The sequence below is a fragment of the Gardnerella sp. DNF00550 genome (assembly GCF_049262685.1).
Classification (GTDB): domain Bacteria; phylum Actinomycetota; class Actinomycetes; order Actinomycetales; family Bifidobacteriaceae; genus Bifidobacterium; species Bifidobacterium leopoldii.
The window spans coordinates 686,246-713,059 of sequence record NZ_CP058397.1; the positions used below are offsets into that span (position 1 = coordinate 686,246).

A 26,814-nucleotide genomic window follows, 5' to 3' on the forward strand; every position below is an offset into this window, starting at 1 on the left:
CTATGTCTACACAATTATTTAATTGTATTTTTATTTTCTTTACTTATTTTATTTCTTCAACTTTTTCAAAATTATTAGAATCGCGTTTATTCATCAATATCGAAACAGAATAGAACAATATTAGTGCAATAAGTATTACAGAAATTAGAACAGTACGACCACCGACAATATTTACGTGACCAAGTATTACACCAAATACGCCATAATCTGCATCAGAATATGTAGAATTTGCACTTCCTAAATTGCCAAGCACTGGCAAAAGGAACAACGGAAGGAAAGTAATGAAAAGGCCATTAATAAATGATGCAGTCAAGCAACCACGTATTCCACCTTGACCATTACCAAATACTCCTGCAGCACCACCAGCCATAAAATGCGCAACAATTCCAGGAATAATAATTGTCGTTCCCAAAATCGCCATAAACGTCATTCCAAGCAAGCCGCCAAAGAAACTAGCCAAGAAGCCAATAAGAACAGCATTAGGAGCAAAGCCAAAAGTCATTGGTGCATCTAAAGCAGGACGAGCATTTTTAACAAGCTTTTCCGATATTCCCTTAAAAGCTGGAACAATTTCGTCAAGAACAATCTGCACGCCTGCAAGAATAATATAAACACCTGCAGCAAAAGTTGCAGCCTTCAACATAACGAAAACAATGGAGTTTTGACCATTAGATAAATGTGTTTCAACATACGAAGATCCAGCAAAAAGTGCCACTACGATATAAATAACAGCCATAGAAAGCGTGATAAGAACTGTTGTATCACGCAAGAATCCCAATGCGGCTGGGAATTTAATATCCTCAGTTGACTTAGAAGGACGCTTTTTTGAAGCAGTAATTTTTGCAATTAACGCACCTAAAGCAACACCAGTACCAGCAGGATGTCCTAAAGCAACATCATCTTTGCCTGAAGCTTTTTTCATAAATGGTTGCACTAGTGCAGGAGAAATTGTCGTAAACAATCCTTGAGCAATTGAACCCCATAAAAGGACTTCCCACATGCTAAAACCAGCAACATTAAATATAACAGCAAGCATACTTGCCATATAGAAAGCTACGTGACCCGTTAAATAGATAAATTTAAAACGAGAAGTAATAGAAAGAATAATATTAACAATCATTCCAAAGAAGAAAATAAGCGCAGATTCAGAGCCATACTTCAATAAAACAGTTCCAATAATTGCTTCATTATTCGGCACTACGCCTTGCACATGAAATGCGTATTGAAACATTTTGCCAAATGGATTCAACGCTTCAGTAATAACTCCAGAACCAGCTGCTAAAACAAGAAAACCAACAAGGGTACGGATTGATCCTTGCAAAATATCCGAGAATTTCTTTCTTTGCACTGCAAGCCCAATAAAAGAAATAAGCGCAACTATAACAGATGGCTGTCTGAAAATATCGAGCAGTACTGACAGAATGCCGTCCACGTAACTCTCCTTACCATATTAATCGATATAGTTTGAGCGGCTTACGCAATTATTGGCGGCAAAAATATCTTACAAACTTCGCAAACGATACCGTAGGCGAAACTATTCGAAATACACGATTAGTTTCGTAGCATAGTAAAACTACACATACAAAATTCACGGTTCCGCAATGAAGCAAAGTAGTAAGAGCTACTACGAGCAGCAGTTTTTACACCCAGCCAACAACTACTGTTACAGCTCATACTGTTGTTTCATGTAAAATTCATTATATCGTTTAAACATTATAAACAATTAAAAACAACAGTATTTACTACTAAAATATTCATTAAATATCGATAAAATTCGAAAATTTACCTGTTTTTAGAAAATTCGACACACCAATATACAGAAAAAAGCACTCCATTTTCACGAAGTGCTTTATAAAAATCAGTAATTATTACAGTTTTTAATGAAAATAAACATATGTTTTACTGTATAAACATATGTTTATATTTCAGTCAATAATTCTCATCAAAAACTGTCACTCCCACTCAATCGTGGCAGGCGGCTTAGACGTTACATCAAGCACTACACGATTAATTTGACGGCATTCATTCGTGATTCGAGTAGAAATATTTGCCAACACATCGTAAGGCACACGAGACCAATCAGCTGTCATAGCATCTTCAGAGCTCACAGGACGCAAAACAATTGGAGAACCATATGTACGCTCATCACCCTGAACACCAACAGAATGAACATCAGCAAGCAAAACGACTGGGCATTGCCAAATGTCGCGATCCAATCCAGCTTTAGAGAGCTCTTCGCGTGCAATAGCATCTGCTTCACGAAGAACAGCTAAGCGTTCGCGTGTAATCTCGCCCACGATACGAATACCTAAACCAGGTCCTGGGAATGGCTGACGCCAAACAATTTCATCTGGAAGTCCAAGCTCAGTTCCAATAGCACGAACTTCATCCTTAAACAAAGTACGCAAAGGTTCAATAAGCTTAAACTTCAAATCTTTTGGCAAACCTCCAACATTGTGATGAGATTTGATGTTTGCAGCACCATCACCGCCACCGGATTCAACTACATCCGGGTAAAGCGTGCCTTGCACAAGGAACTTAACTTCTGCTCCAGATTTTCCAGCTTCTTCGATAACTTGACGCTGAGCTTTTTCAAAAGTGCGTATAAACTTTTCGCCAATAATCTTGCGCTTGCGCTCCGGCTCACTCACGCCTTTAAGTGCGTTCAAAAAGTCATCTTCTGCATCAACTGCAATAAGTTTAATGCCTGTTGCTTCAACAAAATCATGCTTAACCTGCTCAACTTCGCCTTTACGAAGCAAACCGTGGTCAACAAAAACGCAAGTAAGCTGATTGCCAATTGCTTTATGTACCAATGCTGCAGCAACAGCAGAATCTACGCCGCCAGAAAGACCACAAATAACTTGCGCGTCGCCAACTTCTTCACGAATCTTAGCAACTTGATCCTCAATAATATTAGAAGGATTCCAATTATTATCCAGCCCTGCACACTTATGTAAGAATGTAGATATAAGTTCCTGACCCAATGGAGTGTGTTTAACTTCTGGATGCCATTGCACACCGTAGAGTTTGCGACTTTCGTCTTGCATTGCTGCAACTGGAGCACCTTCTGTGTGAGCCAAAACCGTAAAACCTTCTGGAGCACGCTTAACAGCAACACCGTGACTCATCCAAGTATTCTGCGCAGATGGGGATCCGGAAAGTAAACCTTCAGAATCATCAATAGTTGCAGCAGTCTTGCCATACTCACCAAGTGCAGCTTTATCGACATCGCCACCAAGCTCATGAGCCATTACCTGGAAGCCATAGCAAATACCAAGAACCGGTACACCTGCTTCAAAAATCTTTGGATCAATGTCAGGAGCACCTGGTTCATAAACAGAAGCAGGACCACCTGAAAGAATAATAGCTTGAGGATCCTTAGCAAGCATTTCGTCAACTGGCATAGAGTGAGGAACAAGTTCTGAATACACATTTGCTTCGCGCACTCGACGAGCAATAAGCTGAGCATATTGAGCGCCAAAATCAACGACAAGCACTGGTCCTTTTGCCATGATTCTCCTTATATATATGTTCTAACACGATTCAACTTATAATAGTGAAACTTTGCGACGTTATATAATTACAAAACGCCGAAAATTAAACACAAAAGTTACACGTACAGTCTAACACTGCAAATAACGTTGGTAGATTTTTGTGCGAAACGCTTAACTATAAAGTATAAAATGAACATTAAATATAACATAATCTATACAAATGGCTCATTTTTTACGCACATAATCACACATTTTTTCAACACAAATGCACGAAGAAGTAACCAAACGAACAAAAGTCAGACGCTGGCACTATACTGAAACGGATGGAAAAAGAGCTGTAATACATTTGTTTTCCAGTCTCTATAACCAAATGGTAATGATCAAATTGCACTGAAAAGTGCTTGAGTACAGGAGTACACATGACGAGTCCTGTTATTGGCACACCTTGGAAGAAGCTAAACGCTCCAGTTTCCGAGGCAGCTATCGAAGGCGTAGACAAGTACTGGCGCGTTGCCAACTATCTTGCAATCGGCCAAATTTATCTTCGCAGCAACCCTCTAATGAAGGAGCCGTTCACTCGCGAAGACGTTAAGCATCGTCTGGTGGGCCACTGGGGCACCACTCCAGGTCTTAACTTCCTTATCGGCCACATTAATCGTTTTATCGCTGATCACCAGCAGAACACCGTGATTATCATGGGTCCAGGCCACGGCGGCCCAGCTGGTACTGCTCAGTCTTACCTCGACGGTACTTACACTGAGTACTATCCAAAGATTACTAAGGACGAAGCTGGTTTGCAGAAGTTCTTCCGTCAGTTCTCTTACCCAGGCGGTATTCCTTCTCACTTCGCTCCTGAAACCCCAGGTTCCATCCATGAAGGTGGCGAGCTCGGTTACGCACTTTCTCACGCTTACGGCGCTGTTATGAACAACCCAAGCTTGTTCGTTCCAGCAATCGTTGGCGATGGTGAAGCTGAGACCGGTCCTTTGGCTACCGGTTGGCAGTCCAACAAGCTTGTGAACCCACGTACCGATGGTATCGTGCTTCCAATCTTGCACTTGAACGGCTATAAGATTGCTAACCCAACAATTCTTTCCCGTATTTCCGATGAAGAGCTTCATGAGTTCTTCCACGGCATGGGTTATGAACCATACGAGTTCGTTGCTGGCTTCGACGATGAGGATCATATGTCCATCCACCGTCGCTTTGCTGACATGTTCGAAACTATCTTCGATGAAATTTGCGATATTAAGGCTGAGGCTCAGACTAACGATGTAACTCGTCCTTACTACCCAATGATTATCTTCCGCACTCCAAAGGGTTGGACCTGCCCGAAGTTCATCGATGGCAAGAAGACCGAAGGTTCTTGGCGTGCACACCAGGTGCCACTGGCATCTGCTCGCGATACCGAAGCTCACTTCGAGGTTTTGAAGAACTGGATGAAGTCCTACAAGCCTGAAGAGCTCTTCGATGAAAAGGGCGCTGTGAAGGAAGACGTTCTTTCCTTCATGCCAAAGGGCGAACTCCGCATTGGTGAAAATCCAAACGCCAACGGTGGTCGTATTCGTGAAGATTTGAAGCTTCCAAAGCTTGAGGATTACGAAGTCAAGGAAGTTAAGGAATTCGGTCACGGCTGGGGCCAGCTCGAAGCTACCCGTCGTCTTGGTGTTTACACTCGTGACATCATCAAGAACAACCCAGATTCCTTCCGTATCTTCGGACCAGATGAGACTGCTTCCAACCGTTTGCAGGCTGCTTACGAAGTAACCAACAAGCAGTGGGATGCTGGCTATCTCTCCGGCTTAGTCGATGAGCACATGGCTGTTACCGGTCAGGTCACCGAGCAGCTTTCCGAGCATCAGATGGAAGGCTTCCTCGAAGGTTACTTGCTCACCGGTCGTCACGGCATCTGGAGCTCCTACGAGTCCTTCGTACACGTTATCGACTCCATGTTGAACCAGCACGCAAAGTGGCTTGAGGCTACCGTTCGTGAGATCCCATGGCGTAAGCCAATCTCCTCTGTGAACTTGTTGGTGTCCTCTCACGTATGGCGTCAGGATCACAACGGCTTCTCGCACCAGGATCCAGGCGTAACCTCCGTGCTCTTGAACAAGACCTTCAACAACGATCACGTAATCGGCATTTACTTCCCAGTAGATTCCAACATGTTGCTTGCTGTTGCTGAAAAGGCTTACAAGTCCACCAACATGATTAACGCTATCTTCGCTGGTAAGCAGCCAGCTGCTACTTGGTTGACTCTCGACGAAGCTCGCGAAGAGCTCGAGAAGGGTGCTGCTGAGTGGAAGTGGGCTTCCAACGCTAAGAACAATGACGAAGTTCAGGTTGTTCTCGCTGGTGTTGGCGATGTTCCACAGCAGGAATTGATGGCAGCTGCCGACAAGTTGAACAAGCTTGGCGTTAAGTTCAAGGTTGTTAACGTTGTTGACTTGCTCAAGTTGCAGTCCGCTAAGGAAAATAACGAAGCTTTGACTGACGAAGAGTTCACTGAACTCTTCACTGCTGACAAGCCAGTCCTCTTCGCTTACCACTCCTACGCACATGACGTTCGCGGCTTGATTTATGATCGTCCAAACCACGATAACTTCAACGTTCATGGCTACAAGGAGCAGGGCTCCACCACAACGCCATACGATATGGTTCGTGTGAACGACATGGATCGTTACGAGCTTACCGCTGAAGCATTGCGCATGGTTGACGCCGCTAAGTATGCCGACGAAATCAAGAAGCTCGAGGACTTCCGCCTCGAAGCCTTCCAGTATGCAGTCGACAAGGGTCTTGATCACCCAGACTACACCGATTGGGTATGGCCAGGCGTTAAGACCGATAAGCCAGGCGCTGTCACCGCTACCGCTGCAACCGCAGGCGATAACGAGTAGTTTTAAGCTGATAAAGCTAAAATTGGTTAGCTAAAACATTTCGGGAGTCAATCGAAAGATTGGCTCCCGTTTTGTGTATTAAAACAAACAATGCAATAAAACTAGTTATATGCAAAATAAATTACATTTATAATTACTATTTTGTGCGTGTACAACATAGATAAGCCGTACAATAGAAAAAGTTTGTTTATATTGCAAAATGCAAAACTTACATTAACAATATAAACCTAGCAGTAACACGAAGTATCAAAGGAGAACGCATCGTGTCGCATATTAATGTAACAATTATCGGCAACGAAGATATGTACGGCAGAAATGCTGTTGCATTCGGAATAACACATATTCTGTCTAATAACTACAGCACTACTGTTTTTCGTCCATGCGCTCAACCAAATGACACTTTTACTAAACAACTTTTGGGTATCACAAATACTTCAGCGAAATTAGAGCAAGTTATTGCAACAACTCCAGAAATAGTTAGAACAAATAAAGACACAGTGCGAGGAGATATCGTTGCGCGCTATAACGGATTGTTGCAATCCACCTCTGCTCAAGCTTCTATTATTGTTTCTAGTGACGCAAACCCAGCATATGATCCAGAACTGTTTTCTTTCGACGCAACTGTTGCAGCTGACTTGGCATCACCTGTTTTTCTCACAGTTTCAGCTCAAGGCAGAAACTCACAACAAATTTTACAAACTATAGATTCTGCAAATGCTTGCGTTCTTAAATCATGCACACAAGTTTTAGGAGTATTTGTTACAAACTGCGATCCAGAACTTGGAGCTGAGTTAATGCGTGACTATAGCTCTAGGAATTATGCAAACTCAAACGACGAAGCATCCCGAGTAGGCCAAACTCCATTATGGGTTTTGCCACCAATAGATGAAGAAACTAAAAATTCTTCATTAGAAACATTCGTAAATTGCGTTCGAGAAAATGATGTTCTTAATGCTTTCCACCAACCATTTAAAGTTCCAACTACACCTTATGCTTTCCAATACAGTTTATTAGGGAAAGCAAAAGAAAATAAGAAAACTATAGTTCTTCCGGAAGGAGAAGAAGATCGTATTCTTAAAGCAGCAAACTATTTGCTAGAACGTGATATTGTAAATCTAATTATCATTGGAGAACGCGAATCTATTCTTGCTCGAGCAGAAGAACTAAATCTCAATTCTCTTTGCAAAGCTAGTTTCCAATCTATGCACGATGAAGCAATGCTAAGCCATATGATTACAAAACTTTGCGAATTAAGAGCAAAGAAAGGAATGACAGAAAAGCAAGCGCGTGAACAATTAACAGATGCAAGCTACTTCGGCACCATGCTAGTAGTACTAGGTCAAGCAGACGGTCTTGTTTCTGGTTCAGTTAATTCAACCGCTAACACTGTACGTCCTGCTCTTCAAGTTATCAAAACTAAGCCTGGTTCTAAGCTGGTTTCTGGAGCATTCCTTATGTGCTTCAAAGATCACGTATCTGTATTTGCAGATTGTGCAATCAACCCAAATCCTAGTGCAGAACAGCTTGCTGATATTGCTATTCAGTCTGCACACACTGCTGAGACTTTCGGACTCAACCCTAAAGTTGGAATGCTATCCTATTCAACGCTTGGTTCAGGAAAAGGGCCAGATGTTGATACTGTAGAGGAAGCAACACGCATTGCGAAAGAAAAAGCACCTGATTTAGCAATTGTTGGATCTATACAGTTTGATGCAGCATGGTCTCCTACAGTTGCTGCAGCAAAAGCAAAAAATAATAGTATTGCTGGTCATGTGAATGTATTTGTATTCCCTGATTTATGCGCAGGAAATATCGCTTATAAAGCCGTGCAACGCTCTAGCGGAGCACTGGCTGTTGGTCCAATTTTGCAAGGATTAAATAAGCCTGTAAATGATTTGTCTAGAGGAGCTTTAGTACAAGATATTATTAATACCGTTGCTTTAACCGCGTTAGAAGCACAATCAGAATAAACATAATAAAGCTCCTAAAACAGCATCACAGTGCGTACGTAACCTTGAGGTATTGCATTGCACTCAATATCTTTAAGTTTGTAGGAACTTAACGCTAAACTAGAGCGTGGCAATTTATAAGCCTTATCAATACTTATGGAGGATGCCCACATGGCAAAAACCGTTCTTGTTATCAATTCTGGTTCCAGTTCGATTAAGTATCAACTCGTTGACTTGGAAAGCGGTGAAGGCATCGCTTCCGGCATCGTTGAGAAGATTGGCGAGCCAGTTGACGGCCACTACAAGCACGTATTCAATGGCGAAAAGCATGAGTTCGATGAGCCAGTTCACGATCACGAGCAGGGCTTGAAACGCGTACTTGGATTCTTCGAAGAATATGGTCCAAAGCTTTCAGAATCTGGCATTGTTGCTGTCGGTCACCGCGTTGTTCAGGGTGGCTTAACATTCCCTAAGCCTGCATTAGTCAATGAAAAGACAATCAATAAGGTTAAGGATTTGGCAGTTTTGGCTCCACTTCACAACGGTCCAGAAGCTGTTGGCGCTGAAGTCATGACTGAACTTTTGCCAGATGTTCCACAAATTATGGTATTCGATTCTTCATTCTTCCATGATTTGCCACAGGTTGCAGCAACTTATGCTTTGAACAAGGAAATCGCAGATCGCTATCATATTCGTCGTTATGGTGCTCACGGCACTTCTCACGAATACATTGGCTCTGTTGTTCCAAGCGTTGTCGGTAAGCCTGCAGAAGGTTTGAAGCAGATTGTTTTGCACATTGGTAACGGTGCTTCTGCTTCTGCTCAGATTTCTGGAAAACCAGTCGAAACTTCTATGGGCTTAACCCCACTCGAAGGCTTGATGATGGGCGGTCGCACTGGCGATATTGACCCAGCTGTAGTATTCCACCTTATTCGCAACGCTCACATGAACGTGGACGAACTTGACACTCTCTTCAACAAGCGTTCAGGCATGATGGGTATGACTGGTCATGGCGATTTGCGTGATATTCACAAGCTCATCGCAGAAGGCGATGAAAACGCTAAGCTCGCTCTCGGCGTATACGTGCACCGCATTGTTGGTTATATTGGCAACTATACTGCTCAAATGGGCGGCGTTGATGTCATTACCTTCACAGCTGGTGTCGGCGAAAACGACGAAATTGTGCGCGCTCGCGTATGCGAAAAGCTTGAGCCATTCGGCGTTAAGCTCGATAAGGAAAAGAATTTGGTTCGTTCTAAGGAGCCACGCGTTATTTCCACTCCAGACAGCTCTGTGATTATTGCTGTGATTCCAACGAACGAAGAGTTGGCTATTGCGCGCAAGGCTGCAACCATTGCTGAAGCTGGTGAAGATAGCTACGGCAACAAGTTTGAGCACTAAATTGTTTGCGCTTAACGGCGTAGAACAAAATAAATAAATATGAATAATCCCGGGTCAAAAAGGCTCGGGATTATTTATTATTCAAGCATTCTATGCCACATTCCTGGAAAATCAGGAATCGTTTTGCGAGTAGTAGAAATATTTTTGATTCTTATATTTTCTATGCGTAATCCAAGCATTGCAGCAAAAGTTGCCATTCTGTGATCCGCATAAGTTTCCATTACTTCCCCATGCATATGATTACTTGGCTCAATACGAATGCCATCTTCGAGCTCTTTAGCACCAATCCCAACTCGATTCAATTCATTAACTAAAGCTTGCAAACGATTCGTTTCATGCCCTCTCAAATGCGCGATACCATGAAGTTCACTCGGACCGTCCGCAAAAGCAAGAATAGCTGCAATACTAGGAGCAATCTCTCCTGCTGCACTCAAATCAAGATACGGAATTGCTTTAATCGAACCATCGCTTTCCACATGCATTATTCCAGCATCATCGCTTGTTTTTTCAAAACTAACTTTTGCGCACATTTTCTCTAATATTCCAGGAAGCAATCCTCCAGGTTGAGTTGAAGAAAACGGCCAATTAGGTATACTGACACTTCCTCCAGCAATCAATGATGCTCCTAAAAATGGCGCAGCATTAGAAAGATCAGGCTCTATAGTAACAGTATCAGATAAAGCTATTTTGCTCTCTTTAACATGCCACATTGCGTTGCTAGTCATATTTACAACCCCACCCGCTTTGCAAATATCGTCCATAGTCATGCGAATATGCGGCATACTTGGCAATGTGTCACCAATATGTTTAAGACTTAAGCCTCCAGGTATACGTGAACCAATTAGAAGCATCGCAGAAATAAATTGTGATGATGAAGAAGAATCAATTTGCACGATTTTTTCAGAAAAATTATTTATTTTAAATTCGACTGAAGGTGGCGTAATAGTAAAAGGTAAGAAACCCTCTTCTCCTTGATACTCTACGCGAGCACCAAGCTGCTCTAAACCGTCAAGAACTGGCTTCATAGGACGCGCATAAGCTTGCTTATCGCCATCAAATCGCACAGCTTTATTTGCAAATAAAGCTAAAGCTGCAACGAAACGCATTACAGTTCCAGCTAAACCACAATACACTTCAGCATTATCTGGAATCCTAAAAACTCCGTCTTCTGGAGGAATTACACGAAGCTTAGTTCCATCTTCATTTAATGACTCACATCTAACGCCAAATGTAGATAAAGCGCTAATCATAAGCTCCGTGTCGCGCGAGCGCAATAATCCTTGTAAAACTACTGGTTTTGTGCCCAAAGCTGCCAAAATTAAATAACGATTCGACAAAGATTTACTTCCAGGAACCTCAATATAAGCTTTTAATTGATGATTAGCATACGGCGCTTTCCAAAAAGTAGTGCAATCTGCAATATCGTTAATACCACTCATACTATGAATACTATCGATTGACATGTACTGTTAAATAAGAATAAAAAGCAAAAATACGCATATTTCATTAGATATAAAAAGTCGGGGTGACAGGATTCGAACCTGCGACATCCTGCTCCCAAAGCAGGCGCGCTACCAAACTGCGCTACACCCCGAGGCTTTTGAACTGATCACCAGTTCCAAGCACAATCAATTACAATAGCGCACTTTGCAGACAAATGCAAATTACGACACACGTATTATGAAAATTTTTTCTTCATTACAAAATTCGACTAACAAAACTCATTACTAGCCACCAAACGATACAATAGAATTAGTTTAAAGAAAAAGGGGCTAAGTATGGGACGCTTCCAGCGAACAGAGGCAATGGGGTTAATATCATTCATAGTTTGCGCAGCTTGTGGAATGATTATTATGAGAATGTATATGGCAACAATGCCAGCGTTTTGGCAAATTAGCCAGCGACTATTCCTTACAGCTTCAACTATTGTGTCTTTGTGCAGCGTAGGCGCTTTTATTGTTGGATACTTGCGTACAAATAAAAAAGTTATCAGCCATCACTTAATTCGAGTAGCTAAGCACGCGTTTGAAATAACAGCGCTTTCTACGATTTACGGCGCAACGATGTTTCTTATGTCTTTTGCTTTGCTATCTATTATTAATAGCATTATTGGCAGAGCGGCAATGAACAGCTATTTACCAGTATTATGCTCAGCTTTATCTGGAATAGTTGGATACGCAACTCTTATTCAAGCTGAACTTCTTGAAGCTAAAACTGTGGCTTCCCTCCTGCCATTATTCGTTATTTCTGGAGCTGCAACTGCAGGTCTTACGACAGATGATCCGTACTGGTATAACAATAATTTCTCTCAACTTGGAGACCGCACAACATTTGCAGCTAGTATGTTTAATGCAACACTTGTTTTGTCAGGAATTTGCATTATCATAACGAGCTACTTTGCTATTACTGAATTCGTTGCAACACAGCACGAAATGCTACAACACAATAACCAAAAACTGATTAAACACTTCAAGATGCGCACAACTGTTATGGCAGCTTTGCTGATTCTTGGAGGAATATCGTTTATTGGAATAGGAACTTTTAGATACACGCCACATCCTTTCTTACATGATTTATGTGCTCGAGGAGTGACAGGATTAATTTGCACAATGCTTGTTTGCCTTCCATGGCTTGCTCCTAGGCTTTCTCGCACATTCTATATTGCTTCCGATTTAGCGGTTATTCTTACTGCGTGGGCAGGAAATCAGTGGGTACATGGAAATAATACTCTTACAAATGTTGAAGCATTATCATGTCTGCTATTTCTTGGATGGATTATTGTATTTTCACGACAAGTTGCGGCTATGCAAAGCGATCGTCTTCAATCAAAAATAAATCAAGCTTTAATATTAAATAGAAGCTCAAAAGCACAAATAGAATAAGAACAAAAGATAAATTAAACTAACAAAAGCAGCGTAGAAACTTAAATTTCTGCGCTGCTTTTAGTTTTTACAAGTCACGAACTTCTTTACGAATAAAGCATAATACTCAACATTCTGGCTTATGCTCGCTCATAAGAAGCAAGAAACTACGAGATTGTGCGACAATATTAAATCCTGCTTCATATAACAATTCCGGACCCTTTGGATTATATGTGTCCACAATCAACTTCCACTTCTCACCATAACGTTTATCTGGCAAAGTAAAAGTAATAGGTTCATAATGCGCATTAAAAATAAGAATAAAGTCATTATCAACCATTCTCGTTCCATACCAGTCAGTTTCTGGAATATCCGAACCATTCAAATAAATCATCACAGATAAAGCATGAGTATTTGACCAGTCCTCCATATCCATAACAGTACCGTTATGGTCAAGCCATTCAACTTGTGGAATATCGCTTACATCATCTCCAGCAGAACGACCCGTAAAGAAACGACGACGATGCAACACAGGGTGCTTCAAACGCAGGTGAATAAGCTTAGAAACGAAATCGAACATATCTCGCTGAGTTTCGTTATAATCCCAGCTTATCCACGAAATAGCATTATCTTGGCAATAAGCATTGTTATTACCATTCTGCGTGCGCATGACTTCATCACCAGCGCATATCATAGGAATGCCCTGGCTCATCAAAAGAGTTGAGAACAAATTACGTATTTGACGTTCACGCAATTCGTTAACATCGTGAATATTAGTAGGTCCTTCAACACCGCAATTCCACGAACGATTGTCGTTCGCACCATCGCAATTGCCTTCTTTATTAGCTTCATTATGCTTTTCGTTATAGCTAACTAAATCGTTCATAGTGAAGCCATCGTGAGCTGTAATAAAGTTCACGGAAGCTACAGGCTTTCGTCCATTTTGCTCATACAAATCTGAGCTACCCATAAGCCTGCTAGCAAATTCAGGTAATGTAGATGGTTGTGAGCGCCAAAAGTCGCGAACACAATCGCGATATCTTCCATTCCACTCAGACCAACTTGGAGGGAATCCACCAACCTGATATCCACCAACACCAATATCCCAAGGTTCAGCAATAAGCTTCACACTTGAAATAATGGGATCCTGCTCAATAATGTCAAAGAATGCAGAAAGTTTATCTACTTCTTGGAACTGACGAGCAAGAGTTGCTGCTAAATCGAAACGGAAGCCATCGACATGCATTTCAGTTACCCAATAACGCAAACTATCTGTGATTAACCGCAACGCTTTTGGAGAACGCATAAGTAAGGAATTACCAGTACCAGTAGTGTCAAAATAATGACGCTGATCATTATCTACAAGACGATAATATGCACGATTATCAATACCACGGAAACTCAAAGTAGGACCACGGTCATTGCCCTCAGCAGTGTGATTGTAGACAACGTCTAGAATCACTTCCATGCCTGCAGCATGATACGCCTTAACCATTGACTTAAATTCGTTAACTTGCTCTCCGCGCTGACCAGAGCTGGAATAAGAATTTTGAGGAGCGAAGAAACCAATAGTGTTGTATCCCCAGTAGTTACTTAATCCTTTATTTTGCAAGAAAGAATCGTTTACAAACTGATGGATAGGCATCAATTCTATTGCAGTAACACCAAGCTTCCTTAAATAAGAAATAACGCTTGGATGTGCAAGTCCAGCATAAGTGCCTCTAATATCTGGAGGAACACGTTTATCAAGATTAGTCATTCCACGAACATGAGCTTCGTAAATAACAGAATCATGATACGGAATCATAGGGTGCTGATCATTACCCCAATCAAAATACGGGTTAATAACTGCAGCCTTCATCGTATGATCCGCAGAATCCAAAGTATTCATTGCTGAAATATCATCTGGATTATCAAACCAATACGAGAAAAGACTCTCATCACCGTCTATATTTCCTTCAATCGCCTTGGCATATGGGTCAAGCAACAACTTATGAGGATTGCACCATAAACCATGAGAAGGATCATAGGGTCCGTGAACACGATAACCATAACGCTGACCAGGCTGTATGCCTGAAACATAGTTATGCCACACGTATGAGTTCTGCTCAGTCATATCAATACGTGTTTCATTATCATGCTCATCAAATAAACATAATTCAACGCGCTTTGCAACTTCGGAAAACAGCGCAAAATTCACGCCAGCGCCATCATAGTTTGCGCCAAGCGGATACATGGAACCTGGTCGTATATGCATAATATAAGTATCTCATATATTCGAGTAGTTTTCACGTCATGTTGACGTTATTTAAAAAAGCTTGAATTTTAAATGAAAGCCTCAATTAATAACGTAATTCCATGGATCGCAAGCTTCACCTAACCAAGCAACTTCTGGACGCTCTCCATACATTTCTTCTATGCAGTCAGCAATATCATTAATCGCATAAGTAAACCACAATGATTCAATAGCACTATGAGAAGTGTTAATAATCATAGGATATGTGTGTTGAATGTAATCTTCACCAGAAGAAAGACGCAGTTTCGATTCATATTTAGCTCGCTCAATTGCGTCAAGTGCAGGATGATGACGCAAATCGCTTGTAACATATACGTCAACTTTTTCCTTGCGAACTTCATCTAACAAGCTTTCCCCAGAACCAGGCAAAACAGCTACTGTACTAACTTTCGCATCAAGATTTCCAGCAACTTGAACACCAACTTTTGTATGAGGAAGAACGTTAAAAACATTTTGCGCAAAATCACGCAATGATATTGGCACATCCAAAACACCAATTCTGCCTAAGCCAATGTTACGTCCAGCAGAATCGATCTGTTTAGAAACAACAATTGGACGCAAATTATGAAGACCAAAATACTCTGCCGCAGCATGAGCAACTCCACGCCACGCGACATCCGCATTAGTGTGGCCAACCCATAGCGCACAATTATTACTAATTAAACGCTGTACAATTTCGCCACGAACAGTTTCGTTTGAAACTCCATGCACAGCTTTGAAAAATAGCGGATGATGAGTCACTAATAGGTTGGCACCCATTGATAACGCTCGATCAACTGCGCTAATCGTAGGATCACTGACACATACGATTCGCTGAATTTGGGAATTCAAGTCTCCAACAATAAGACCAGGCTCATCCCACTCTTCAGCAAAGCTTAATGGGTACAATGTTTCTATAGCTTCAATTACTTTGCTTAATCTAATCATTTCTTCTACCTTTAAGTAGTGTTAATGCGCTGCTAGTTGCCAATCTACACCAACTCCAGTAGAAACATTAAGAGGAACATCTAAATGCACAGCATTTTCCATAGCTTTACGCACAATATTTTCTACCTGCTCTTGCTCACCATGTGAAATTTCTAAAATCAATTCATCATGTATTTGCAATATTACTCGGCTACGAACTTTTGCTTCACGCAATCCCAAATCAACACGAAGCATAGCAAGTTTCATAATATCTGCGGCAGTACCTTGTATTGGAGCGTTAAGAGCTCCGCGCTCAGCAGCTTCACGAGATGCACGATTATTGGAAGAAAGCTGCGGGAAGTACCTACGTCGACCAAACATAGTTTCTGTATATCCAAGTTCTTTTGCCTTTGACACAAGAGATTCCAGATAGTCATGAACATTGCCAAAAGTATCAAAATACTTATTCTTCAACATTTCAGCTTCAGCCGGACTAATAGAAAGCTGTTTGGCTAGTCCATAAGTACTCAATCCATATGCTAATCCATAGCTCATAGCTTTTACATGAGAACGTTGATCCGGCGTTACTTGTTCAACAGGAATCTTATAAACTAAGCTCGCAACATATTTATGAAAATCTGCGCCGGAACGGAATGCTTCAATAAGAGTTTTATCATGAGATGCATGAGCCATAATACGAAGCTCAACTTGTGAATAATCACAACTCATTAAATATTCAAATTCTTCTCCTGGAATAAAAGCAGCACGAATCTCACGACCAGCAGCATTCCTATTAGGAATATTCTGGAGATTAGGATCAGCAGAACTTAAACGACCAGTTGCCGCAATAGTCTGCTCAAAAGTTGTATGGATGCGCCTATCATCATAATGAGCCGCATCAATTAAACTTTGCACAATCTGCTTCAATTTATTAGTTTCGCGATGTTTAAGTAAGGCGCCCAAGAATTGACTTGCAGGCTCTTCGGGATCGAGTTTAACGTACATAGCTTGCAAAGCTTCGGCATTAGTCGTGTACGAGCCATTCTTTGTGCGACGAGTAGGTTTAAGACCAAAATGCTCAAAAAGTATTTGCTGCAACTGCTTAGGACTTTGTAAATTAACAGAACTATCTGCAACTTTCCAAGCCATATTTTGCGCGAACTCAGCATCTGCAGAAAATTGCTTAAGCATACCACTTAAACGTTGCATATCAACTGCAGCACCGACGTCTTCCATGCCACGCAAAACTCGCGAAATAGGCATTTCCAAATCAGTCATCAAACCAGTTTGTTTTCTATCATCAAGTGTTGAAGCAAAATGAAGAGCCAAAAGACGAATAAGAAGCGCAGTTCTTAAGAATTTAGCTTCACGCGCTTGAGTTTGCTTTTCATTATTTTCTTCTTCACTGGCTGGCGTTTCATCGTCAATAAGAAGATCGAGCTCACCCTGCTTAGCTTCATTTTCACCCAAATTATCTTCATCTGACTGAATATCTAAATAATGTTCAGCCATATTTTCTAAAGTTTCAGCTCGAAAATCAGGCTCCAATAAATATGATGCCAATCGAGTATCAAGAAGTGGAGTGCCAAATGAATTATTCGAATCGAATAATTCTAACGATTTTAGCAATCCCAAATGCTTTTTATAATCATGCAATACTGTTATTGAAGAATTTTTTTGCAAGAACTTTCGCAACATCTCGAGCAAAGCTCGATCTGCCGATTGCAAATCAGACGCGTACAATAACACAGCTTTATGAGCAACAAGAATTATTAAAGAATCTGCAGTCAACTCAAAATGATGTTTTGAATTCTTCTTGCACTCATGAGCGTATATTACAACTTCTTGATTTTTCAGTATAGGTTCGGCACATTTACGAGAATTATTTATAATTTTTTCGGAACTTAATTCTTCAAAATTCTCTTCTTCGGAACTTAGTTGGTCGAAAGTATCTTCAGTATTTTTTGAATCTTTCTTTATTTCTGTATAAAGTAAAGAAGAAACGGAATTCTCCCAATTAATAAAGTCTTCTACAGTTTTAACATGATGCAAGTCAATGCTTGCTAGCATTTCTTGAAAATTTTCTGCGTCAATATTTGATTGATCACCTTGAACTAGCTCATCGTTATTAGCATTACCTTCATACGTAGACGAAAACATTATACGCATATTATTTTCAATAGATTGTTGCGTACCGTTGCTAAAAGTTTTGAGAATCTTTCTCTTTTTTAATTCGCCAAATTCAAGTTGAGACAGCAAGATTCCTAATTTTGCAGCATCAACATCACCAAAGCACAAATCATCTACAGTTACGCCTAAATCCAAATCGCAAACTAAAGCATTAACTTTACGGTTTAAACGAACTTGATCAATATTTTCTCTTAAAGCTTCTCCCTTTTTACCGCTAATCTCATTCGAATGTTCAATAATATTTTCTAGGCTGCCGAATTGATTAATCCATTTAGCAGCGTACCCATCTCCAACACCTGGAACTCCTGGGATATTATCTGCAGTTTCTCCTCTTAACGCTGCTAGATCAGGATATTGCTTAGGCGTAACATGATATTTTTCAAAAACAGCATCCTTATCCATTTCTTTTAAATCTTTAAAATGCTGTCCTGGATACAAAACAGTAATATTGTCATCTATAAGTTGGAATGCATCACGATCGCCAGAAAGTACCAAAGTTCTATAACCGGCATTCGCTCCCATTGTTGCAAGGGTGCCGATAACATCATCACCTTCATAACCTGGTTTCTCAATATAAGTGATACCAAGAGCTTTAAGCATCTGTTGAATAATAGGAAGCTGCGAAAGAAGCTCCTGCGGAGCAGCATCACGAGTACCTTTATATTGAGGAAGCATAGTATTTCTAAAAGTTCCACCTTTAACGTCAAAAGCAATAGCTAAGCGGTCAGGCTTCTCTTTTTTTACAACCTGCGAAAGCATAGTAATAAATCCCCAAATGGAATTTGTTGCTTGCCCAGAGCGAGTAGAAAAATTATCTGCAGATATTGCAAAAAAAGCACGGAACGCAAGAGAATGGCCATCGACAACCAACAACGTTCCTTTCTCATTCTTAAGTTCCGAAGAATGTTCTTCAACGATGTCGGTATTCACTGTTGACTACTCACCCACGTTCCGTAATTACTAATAAATAACTATGCAGTTATATAAAAATGAATAAATATAACCCTACTAATTTTCAGATGAAGATTCTGCTTTATCATCGCTATACTTTGCAATAATAGCCATTGCAAGACGCTTCTTAGGGATACGCTGATCCATAGAAGTTTTTTGAATCCAGCGGAAAGCACCCTGCTCAGAGAATCCAGCCTTATCCATAAGAAGACCTTTAGCACGATCTACAAGCTTACGTTCTTCTAAAGTATCTTCAGCTTTCTTCAGCTTTTCTTCTGTCTTCTTCAACTGATCTTCAGCATCGTGTAACTTGTTTTCTGCACGTTCAACACTATCTAATAAATCGTTGATCTCGCTAAAGCGACCCATAGCAACTTCCAAAGCAGGAAGAAGTTTAGATTCTTCATACGGTTTAGTAACGTACGCCATCGCTCCAGCACCAGTTGCTTGTTTTACTAAATCTGACTGTGAAAAAGCAGTGAGCATTACTACAGGAGCAATATTCTCATCACAGATTGTTGCAGCGGCGGTAATGCCATCCATAACAGGCATCTTAACATCCATGCATACAACATCTGGATGATTTTCACGCGTCAACTCAATAGCTTCTTGACCGTTAGCAGCCTGACCTACAACTTGATATCCGTTATCTTCAAGCATTGCCACTAAATCCATACGATTAACTGATTCATCTTCTGCAACTACCACAGTACGAATATGATTGTTTTTCTTTTCTTTAGATTCTCGCTGAGCAGCTTCATCATCTGCAGCTTTGCGCAGCTCATCATCAGTAAGTACCTCAGGCATCGCTGGCTCTGTCCCTTCATTTTCATCCATACCTGGCATATTCAAAACCTCACTTCATTGCCACACATTCACAGGGCAACATCACCATGCATCTTTAACATGGCGCTCACGCAACGGCACACTCACAAACACTAGTGGAAATTGCGCATCATAACACAATTTGCAAGTCATTAAAATACCGCACGCGCACCATGTTCGTGTCAATTAATAATATCATAAGAATTGCAAGACGCGCGAACAAGCACATACAATTAGCACTATTTTGCTTATTTTATATAATCGCAGATAATAATACAGCCAGCGCACCAAGTATTGCCTGAGCAACGCACATAGGAAAAGCGTTCTTGTAATCACCTATAAGCACACATTTAGTAAACTTATAAGCTTTAATTGCAATGACTAACAATAAGAGCCACTGAAAAGCAGCAAAAAATAAATGCCATGAAGTATTGCATACAATCGCACTAAAACTGAGGAAAACTTCAACACTATAAAAGCGCCATATTGATGGCACTGTAGAAGGTAACACAATAATCAAAACAGAATATGCAATCAAAAGAACAGCAGAAACAATGCTCATAGCAGCGCATAAACGCCTACCATTGCGCTCGCCAATTTTAACCATAGCAGTTATTTTTCCATGCTCTTTATCGCTTTTAATATCTCGAAGATTGTTTACCATCATTAAGCAAGCCGAATAAGCACCAGGAATGCAAGATATTAGCAAACAAGCCAAAATCCTTTGCCCGTTATTGATAAATATGCTAGTTTCTGGAATACCAATTCCGTATGTAATTGCGCATAACGAACCAATAAAAGGAACAGGACCGAAAAATACAAACGCACTTACTTCTCCCCAACCCTTATAACCGTAAGGATGTTTACCCCCGGCATAAAACCAGGCTGCAGCAAAGCACGCAATTCCAAGTAAAATAAACCAATATATTCCAGTTCGCAAAACAATAATCAAACCAAAAATACAAGAAATAAAAGCAGAAATTATTACAGCTTTAAGCACAGATTTCGAGGAAATTCCAGCATTTGCAAGGCGCCAAGATACATCGCATAAAGGCTTTGAATTATTGCTACTTAAAGCACGCAAACTACGATTCTCATCCAAGCCATTCAATCCGTCACAATAATCATTGGCATAATTGACGGCGATTTGTATAAACGCAGCAACCATGCAGCACAAGAAAAATTGTATAAAACATTGCTCTAGATGCATAATTGGTTCTTCAAAATACGAAAATCGCATCATTCTAAATGAAACCGCAAACGCCATAACAACAGGAACTAAGCCTATTGGAAGCGTGTAAATTCTTGCACCCTTAAGCCAAATTTTTACACTTTTCATCAAAAGCCTCATAAATTATTTATGATTTATTTATTTATGATTTACACAAATATTTTACACTAAATTTGGCAAAAAGATTGAAGTGCATATTGGTAAAGCAATAATAAGTGCAGAAATAACTAAAGACAAGAATCCACGCCATCCGAATGGGTATTTGTAATACGAAGACTTGCGTGTACGCAAATAAAAGCCGCGCTCTTCCGCTGCTAGCGCAGAACTATCTGCTTTACGCACTGAAGAAACCAAAAGAGGCACAATAAGAGGCATCATAAGTTTTAATTTTTTAAATGGATTTTTACTATCGTATTCAACTCCGCGAGCCATTTGAGCTTCTGTGATTTGAGACATTTCTTGCGCAAAAATAGGCACAAAACGAACCGCAGTAGTTATAGTAAAAGCATAACAATATGGAATATGCAAATATTGGACTACAGCATTTGCAAGATCGTTTAATTTAGTTACTGTTAGCACTGTAACAAGAGGAAAAGCAAAACAGAACAAACGCAAAGAAGCTTTCGCTCCAATATCAATACCTCTTAACGTAAACCATAGAAAAATATAGTTCCCACTTTGAGCAATAACAGTTTGTAGCAAAAACATTACGCAAGAAATTATTAGCATAGCTTTAATAAGGCCAAATAATGTTTTAACAACATGAGTAAAAGCCATGCCAACAAAAATAATAACAGCTAGCGCAATAAGTACAGAATACTGTTTAGCAATAAATATGCTTATTACAATACTCGCAGCAAGAATTAGCTTCGCAATAGGGTTTGTGCGGTGAAGGAATGTGTTGCCTGATTGATATGTTAATAGTCTCGTTTTCATAAATATCAGATGCCTTTATTTTACTTCTAACTATTCTGCTGATTATGCTGCTTATTCTGACTAAGTTTTGCGATTTTACCAAAACGCAACGCTTCAACTAATTCTTTTCTCGTGTACAATCCATCGCATTGCTTGAAACCGTTAGAAACCAAACCTTGGCAAACAGCACACAATAATGGTGGATATAAAGAAGCAGCTGAGCAGACATCTGGTTTTTCAAAAACATCATGCGCCGAACCATCAATAATAAGCTTTCCATCATTAATCGTTATAAGTCTAGTTGCATAATCAAGCACAACTTCCATATCATGACAAACCATAATCACGCAACAACCGTGAGCTCGCAACTCCTCAACCACTTGCATAATTCTCACGCATTCATGGTAATCAAGCCCACAAGTTGGTTCATCGAGAACAAGTATTTTAGGACGCGTTACGACAGTTGCAGCCAATGCCACCATTTGTCTCTGCCCTCTAGAAAGCATGAATGGACTGTCAGTAGGATTTAAGTCAAGTTTCTCAATAATTTCCATTGCATGCGTTTTCGCTTGACTAGAATCTTCACCAATTAAAATACAGCTCAACTCTACTTCTTCAAGAACAGTCTCTTTACATAATTGATGATCAGGATTTTGGAATAATGTCGCAACATATTTTGCTATTTGACTAATTCGCAATGGCTTGGTGTCGATACCGTCAATTGTCACACTACCTTCAGTAGGTCTTAGTAAACCGTTAATAATTTTTGTAATAGTAGTTTTTCCGGCACCGTTTTTACCAATTAATGCGATCAATTCACCAGCATAAGCATCAAATGAAATATCTTTTAGAGCCTTGACATCATTTGCATAAGCAAAACTCACATGATCTATTGAAAGGCATGGCTTATCAATATTATTAACTGCATTGTTAGCTCTTTTAGAATCTTCTTTATTAAGTTCTAAATCAGCTTCTACATCATACACATCATCGCGATTAGAAAGTTTAAAATAATCAGAACGCAAAGTTTTAACAATAGTATTTACAGTCTCATCAACGCCAACACTAAGAGGTGCTGGATCGCAAATTTGTTCATCTTGCAATTGTTTAAGCAATCGCGTAGTACGTGGATAATTAATACCTACTTTACGAAGTAACTCTATATCTTTAAGAGCTTCGCAAACAGGAGCATCGAGAACAAGCTCACCTTTAGAAAGCACTATAAGACGCTTGCAATATTCACTTAATAAAGCTACTTTTTGCTCAATCACTACAATAGTAATACCAAAGTTTTTATTCAAATCACTTAAAACATCGAAAATCATACGTGAAGAAACTGGATCCAGCGCACAAGTAGGCTCATCTAAAACCATCACTTTAGGCCTTAAAGCCAAAATAGCAGCTATTGCGACCTTCTGCTTTTGACCTCCAGATAGCGTGTCTAAATCACGATTTCGCAAATTGCTAATACCAACAGTTTCTAGTGCATTTGCTATACGCTCAGGAATTTCATCGTGCGAAACTCCGAAGTTTTCTAAGCCAAAAAGCAACTCATCTTCAACGTTTGCAGCAACCATTTGCGCATCAATATCTTGAATAACAGAGCCAATTAAACAAGCAATATTAGTGAGCTCAAGAGTAGTAGTGTCATGACCAGCAATTCTGACAGTTCCGAAAAACTTTCCCGAATAATGGTGAGGAATTGCTCCAGAAAAAAGTGAAGCAAGAGTTGTTTTACCAGACCCAGAAGGTCCAATAATTCCAACGAATTCACCTTGATGAATACTAAGGTTTACTTTATGAAGAGCATAGTTGCAATTATCTTCATTGTCTTTTTTATCTTTATTTGCAACACTTTCATCACTATGAGTATCGTAACGAAAAGATACATTGCTTAATTCAAGCAATGGCACTTCTTTTACTGATTCATCACTTTTTTTCATAGGCTCTTTACACGGTTCGGCAGAATCAACTAAATGATTATCTGCAACATATTTTTCTTGCTGAGACATAACATTCCTAACTCTAACACACCGAGCAAACGCTAAAAAATTAATAACACAAAAACACAAGTTGACATCAATCATATTAGACTGATGCCAACTTGCTTTTATACCTTTATATTTATACTTCTATGACTTTATACATTTATACGCATTAAACACATTCGTTAATAATGATGTATAACGTGCAATTAAACATGCAATCATAAGAATTTCTTAGTTACATTATTTATTATTTGTGCAATACAAGTCGCAATGGAGTATAAAGAATTTCAACAATAATCGCATTAAATGCAGCAGTACCAAAAATAATTGGCATCATTACGATTACCATGTTTGGAGAATGAAGAATAAAGTAAGCAGCAATAGAAGCGAAAATGCAACCAGAAATTACTGTTGTAACAAAAGTTGCAATAAATGGGAAAACACTTACTTTACGAGCAGCATCCTTTGGGAAGAGATGGACATATCCAATTAAAATAGCTGTCATAATAATTGCAGCAGGAATGTCACACGCATATTCAAGGAATGGAATCGAAGTATTAAGTTGGATTAATGTTGCAGCAAGAGCTCCAATAATAGCTCCTTGATAAATCTTTGGACGAACCAACAAAATCGCCAAGCAGAATGAAGCAATAACAAACTCAGGCTGGATATTTCCAATAGAAAGAGGCTTGGCAACAGTAAAATCAAGAATGCATCCTGCTGCAAATAGAACTGCAACCAGCACTAACGAAGTAATATTTAGTGCATGATTCTTAACTTTCGCATTTTTCATCATTACCGACGCAACATCAGCAGTTGCATTTGCGACGCCGCTAGTAGCTTCCATAACTTTTTCATTAGTTTCATTAGCCATGATTTCTCTCCTTGTTTAAGCTTCATATTATTTGAATACAAAGCTATCGAATATTTTGTTGTGATTTGTGATTTGTGATTTGTGATTTGTGATTTGTGATTTGGTTATTTTTGAAATTTAAGGCTTGTATACAAAAAGACCCCCGGGGCTTACCCGGAGGTCTTTTACAAGCTTTTATACGCAGCTTCTAAAACTTCAGAGTAAACTCACGCCAAAAAGAAGACTGCCACCACCACATACGTGCAGCATTAAGAGTATCGAAAGATTCAGCATTCATGTTCATGTTAAGCATGATGTCTGCCTCCTTAACTCATTAATACTAACTGTGGTTCACGCACAAACCCCAACCGAAGTATTCGATATTTGTTTGTGTTGGAAATGATGCTAACACCATAAAAGTACAAATGCAAACATTTTTTCAAAAATATTCTCCTAATGAAATAATTATTACAAAAATATTTATAAATTTATTATTCGTAAATCCTTATTTTGCAAAGAAAATCTCGTTTTAAATAAAGAAACTCCCGAAATAATGTAAAAGAAAAAATTTACTTAAATAAATGCAACACGCTGATTCATTTAGTTATTTTAGAATTTTTTACATTTTGACTCTTTAATTGCTGAGCAATTTGCAATTTTACTGCAATAATTCGCTTTACAGACTCATCAATTCGAGACTCAGGTATATTACCTTGACGAACTGCATTAACAACAGAATAATACGCTTGACGCAAATTTGCAGGAGAAAGTAATATATCGATGCCTGCTTTAATTCCTGTAATTGCAGCAACTCCAGGAGAATAGCGCAACGATATTGCGCCCATTCCTAAAGAGTCAGAAATAAGAATACCTTTATAACCAAGCTTTTTACGAGCTAAACCAGTAACAATTTTCTCAGACATGCTAGCAGGAATATCATCACCTGTAATCTTCGGATACGACACGTGACTGACCATAATAAACTTAACACCAGTGTCTACAGCATCTTTGAATGGTACTAAATCTATTTTTCTTAACGCAAGTGGAGTTTGGTTCGAAACAGTAACGCCTTTGTGAGAATCCTCAAAAGTTGAGCCATGACCAGGAAAATGCTTATACGTGGCAAAAACGTGATGCTCTTGCAAACCGTCAGTAAACGCATCTGTCATATTTGCAACTAGCGAAGCATTAGAGCCGAATGAACGCTTGATCATCAGGTTATTATCCGGATTAGTAATCACATCAGCAACTGGAGCAAAATCAACATTAAAACCTAAATTCGAAAGATAATTACCAATGTAAGCACCAGTTTTATAAGCTTTGCGAGTTTTCTTAGTCGCTCCAATATCCCTCATATTAGGCGAGGAATTAGCACCCATTTGAGGATTTGAGCTAACTCGCGCAACAGTGCCACCTTCTTCATCAACAGCTACTAAAGCAGGCAGTGACACTCTAGATTCGCTTATTGATTGCAACCCAGAAATCATTTGCTGAGTTTGATTAGGATTCTGAATATTCTCCCTGCTATACATTATTCCGCCAACAGGTATGGAATTAAACGACTGCTGCATTTGCGAGCCAGAAGATACCACAGTCCCGTATGTTCCAGCTAATTCTTCAGGCTTAACTATGAACATTTGAGCAACTTTATCTTCAAGAGACATCTTTGATAGCACATTTTTAACAACACTGCTATTAGGGTCAATCCCCCGTCTTGCTTGCCTTTTACGTGCTTGCTTTAGTGCTTCAAGTTTTTTAGCCACATCCGCAGGGTTAACTGTTTTCTTACTAACATAAGTTTTAGAAGAAACATTAAAAAAATGCGAGCGCATAACAGATACTGCAGCAAACATAGATATTGTAAGTAAAACAATAGCTATAATAGCCACTAAAATAGCAGCAAAACGCTTTCTTGGAACAACACTTGCAATTTGATTATGATGCTGAGCACTACGATATTGCATAGTGCGACCATCTACATAATGCGGACTGCTTTGTAGTTTACGTGTCCTTTGCTTTCGCATAACGAGTTTCCTCTAATTCGCTAAAAATGA

The 26,814-nt window shown here is 39.7% G+C and carries 16 protein-coding genes and 1 tRNA gene; 4 read left to right on the top strand and 13 right to left on the bottom strand.

The genetic code is table 11. The features are described 5' to 3' along the window. Positions 1-43: 43 nt before the first annotated feature. On the bottom strand, positions 44-1,432 hold the full coding sequence (locus tag HXT29_RS02495; protein WP_004106942.1) for a PTS ascorbate transporter subunit IIC: 1,389 nt from the start codon (positions 1,430-1,432) through the stop codon (positions 44-46). A 520-nt stretch (positions 1,433-1,952) separates the two neighbouring features. After that, entirely contained in the window at positions 1,953-3,515 is a 1,563-nt protein-coding gene (guaA, locus tag HXT29_RS02500; RefSeq protein WP_004106945.1) for a glutamine-hydrolyzing GMP synthase, read from the bottom strand. Positions 3,516-3,916: 401 nt separating this feature from the next. Between guaA and HXT29_RS02505 the strand changes: the two genes are divergently transcribed. From HXT29_RS02505 to HXT29_RS02515, 3 genes are all read left to right on the top strand, one after another. Then, entirely contained in the window at positions 3,917-6,394 is a 2,478-nt protein-coding gene (locus tag HXT29_RS02505; protein ID WP_004111342.1) for a phosphoketolase, read from the top strand. A gap of 263 nt (positions 6,395-6,657) precedes the next feature. Beyond that, on the top strand, positions 6,658-8,364 hold the full coding sequence (gene pta, locus HXT29_RS02510; protein WP_422118443.1) for a phosphate acetyltransferase: 1,707 nt from the start codon (positions 6,658-6,660) through the stop codon (positions 8,362-8,364). 150 nt (positions 8,365-8,514) lie between these two features. After that, on the top strand, positions 8,515-9,744 hold the full coding sequence (locus HXT29_RS02515; RefSeq protein WP_174143377.1) for an acetate/propionate family kinase: 1,230 nt from the start codon (positions 8,515-8,517) through the stop codon (positions 9,742-9,744). Positions 9,745-9,821: 77 nt separating this feature from the next. On the opposite strand, the gene aroA is transcribed toward HXT29_RS02515, so the two are convergent. Together aroA and HXT29_RS02525 are read right to left on the bottom strand one after the other, a co-directional pair. Then, the gene (gene aroA, locus HXT29_RS02520; protein WP_064340547.1) at positions 9,822-11,183 is read right to left on the bottom strand and encodes a 3-phosphoshikimate 1-carboxyvinyltransferase; all 1,362 of its coding nucleotides are present in this window, start codon (positions 11,181-11,183) and stop codon (positions 9,822-9,824) included. Between the two features lie 81 nt (positions 11,184-11,264). Beyond that, a tRNA-Pro gene (locus HXT29_RS02525) sits at positions 11,265-11,338 on the bottom strand. A gap of 184 nt (positions 11,339-11,522) precedes the next feature. Between HXT29_RS02525 and HXT29_RS02530 the strand changes: the two genes are divergently transcribed. Further along, the gene (locus tag HXT29_RS02530; RefSeq protein WP_004119320.1) at positions 11,523-12,626 is read left to right on the top strand and encodes a hypothetical protein; all 1,104 of its coding nucleotides are present in this window, start codon (positions 11,523-11,525) and stop codon (positions 12,624-12,626) included. Between the two features lie 106 nt (positions 12,627-12,732). Here HXT29_RS02530 and glgX read toward each other — a convergent pair whose 3' ends face one another. The 9 genes from glgX to HXT29_RS02575 form a co-directional block, all read right to left on the bottom strand. Further along, positions 12,733-14,862 carry a glycogen debranching protein GlgX gene (glgX, locus tag HXT29_RS02535; protein ID WP_032835386.1) on the bottom strand — a complete coding sequence of 710 codons (2,130 nt, stop codon included), beginning with the start codon at positions 14,860-14,862 and terminating at the stop codon, positions 12,733-12,735. Positions 14,863-14,943: 81 nt separating this feature from the next. Continuing rightward, positions 14,944-15,828 (bottom strand): Nif3-like dinuclear metal center hexameric protein, encoded by an 885-nt coding sequence (locus tag HXT29_RS02540; RefSeq protein ID WP_004106979.1) that lies wholly within the window; start codon positions 15,826-15,828, stop codon positions 14,944-14,946. Between the two features lie 21 nt (positions 15,829-15,849). Beyond that, positions 15,850-18,927, bottom strand: a complete 3,078-nt coding sequence (gene polA, locus HXT29_RS02545) for a DNA polymerase I (protein WP_410295043.1) — start codon at positions 18,925-18,927, stop codon at positions 15,850-15,852. 78 nt (positions 18,928-19,005) lie between these two features. After that, positions 19,006-19,794 carry an ANTAR domain-containing response regulator gene (locus HXT29_RS02550; protein WP_004119309.1) on the bottom strand — a complete coding sequence of 263 codons (789 nt, stop codon included), beginning with the start codon at positions 19,792-19,794 and terminating at the stop codon, positions 19,006-19,008. A 232-nt stretch (positions 19,795-20,026) separates the two neighbouring features. Further along, positions 20,027-21,112 (bottom strand): 1,4-dihydroxy-2-naphthoate octaprenyltransferase, encoded by a 1,086-nt coding sequence (menA, locus tag HXT29_RS02555; protein WP_422118444.1) that lies wholly within the window; start codon positions 21,110-21,112, stop codon positions 20,027-20,029. 54 nt (positions 21,113-21,166) lie between these two features. Next, a complete protein-coding gene (locus HXT29_RS02560) occupies positions 21,167-21,940 on the bottom strand; it encodes an energy-coupling factor transporter transmembrane component T family protein (RefSeq protein ID WP_422118445.1) in 774 nt (257 codons plus the stop codon). 26 nt (positions 21,941-21,966) lie between these two features. After that, on the bottom strand, positions 21,967-23,931 hold the full coding sequence (locus HXT29_RS02565; RefSeq protein ID WP_422118446.1) for an ABC transporter ATP-binding protein: 1,965 nt from the start codon (positions 23,929-23,931) through the stop codon (positions 21,967-21,969). A 223-nt stretch (positions 23,932-24,154) separates the two neighbouring features. After that, positions 24,155-24,781 (bottom strand): hypothetical protein, encoded by a 627-nt coding sequence (locus HXT29_RS02570; RefSeq protein WP_004107001.1) that lies wholly within the window; start codon positions 24,779-24,781, stop codon positions 24,155-24,157. Between the two features lie 575 nt (positions 24,782-25,356). Next, positions 25,357-26,784 (bottom strand): glycoside hydrolase family 3 protein, encoded by a 1,428-nt coding sequence (locus tag HXT29_RS02575; protein ID WP_422118447.1) that lies wholly within the window; start codon positions 26,782-26,784, stop codon positions 25,357-25,359. Positions 26,785-26,814 lie beyond the last annotated feature (30 nt).

Bases quoted from the DNA above. Each gene is read 5' to 3' on its own strand.
- HXT29_RS02565 (WP_422118446.1), bottom strand. From the start codon at position 23,931: ATGTCTCAGCAAGAAAAATATGTTGCAGATAATCATTTAGTTGATTCT.
- glgX (WP_032835386.1), bottom strand. From the start codon at position 14,862: ATGCATATACGACCAGGTTCCATGTATCCGCTTGGCGCAAACTATGAT.
- HXT29_RS02550 (WP_004119309.1), bottom strand. From the start codon at position 19,794: ATGCCAGGTATGGATGAAAATGAAGGGACAGAGCCAGCGATGCCTGAG.
- guaA (WP_004106945.1), bottom strand. From the start codon at position 3,515: ATGGCAAAAGGACCAGTGCTTGTCGTTGATTTTGGCGCTCAATATGCT.
- HXT29_RS02530 (WP_004119320.1), top strand. From the start codon at position 11,523: ATGGGACGCTTCCAGCGAACAGAGGCAATGGGGTTAATATCATTCATA.
- aroA (WP_064340547.1), bottom strand. From the start codon at position 11,183: ATGAGTGGTATTAACGATATTGCAGATTGCACTACTTTTTGGAAAGCG.
- menA (WP_422118444.1), bottom strand. From the start codon at position 21,112: ATGAAAAGTGTAAAAATTTGGCTTAAGGGTGCAAGAATTTACACGCTT.
- HXT29_RS02570 (WP_004107001.1), bottom strand. From the start codon at position 24,781: ATGGCTAATGAAACTAATGAAAAAGTTATGGAAGCTACTAGCGGCGTC.
- HXT29_RS02540 (WP_004106979.1), bottom strand. From the start codon at position 15,828: ATGATTAGATTAAGCAAAGTAATTGAAGCTATAGAAACATTGTACCCA.
- HXT29_RS02560 (WP_422118445.1), bottom strand. From the start codon at position 21,940: ATGAAAACGAGACTATTAACATATCAATCAGGCAACACATTCCTTCAC.
- HXT29_RS02575 (WP_422118447.1), bottom strand. From the start codon at position 26,784: ATGCGAAAGCAAAGGACACGTAAACTACAAAGCAGTCCGCATTATGTA.
- HXT29_RS02505 (WP_004111342.1), top strand. From the start codon at position 3,917: ATGACGAGTCCTGTTATTGGCACACCTTGGAAGAAGCTAAACGCTCCA.
- HXT29_RS02515 (WP_174143377.1), top strand. From the start codon at position 8,515: ATGGCAAAAACCGTTCTTGTTATCAATTCTGGTTCCAGTTCGATTAAG.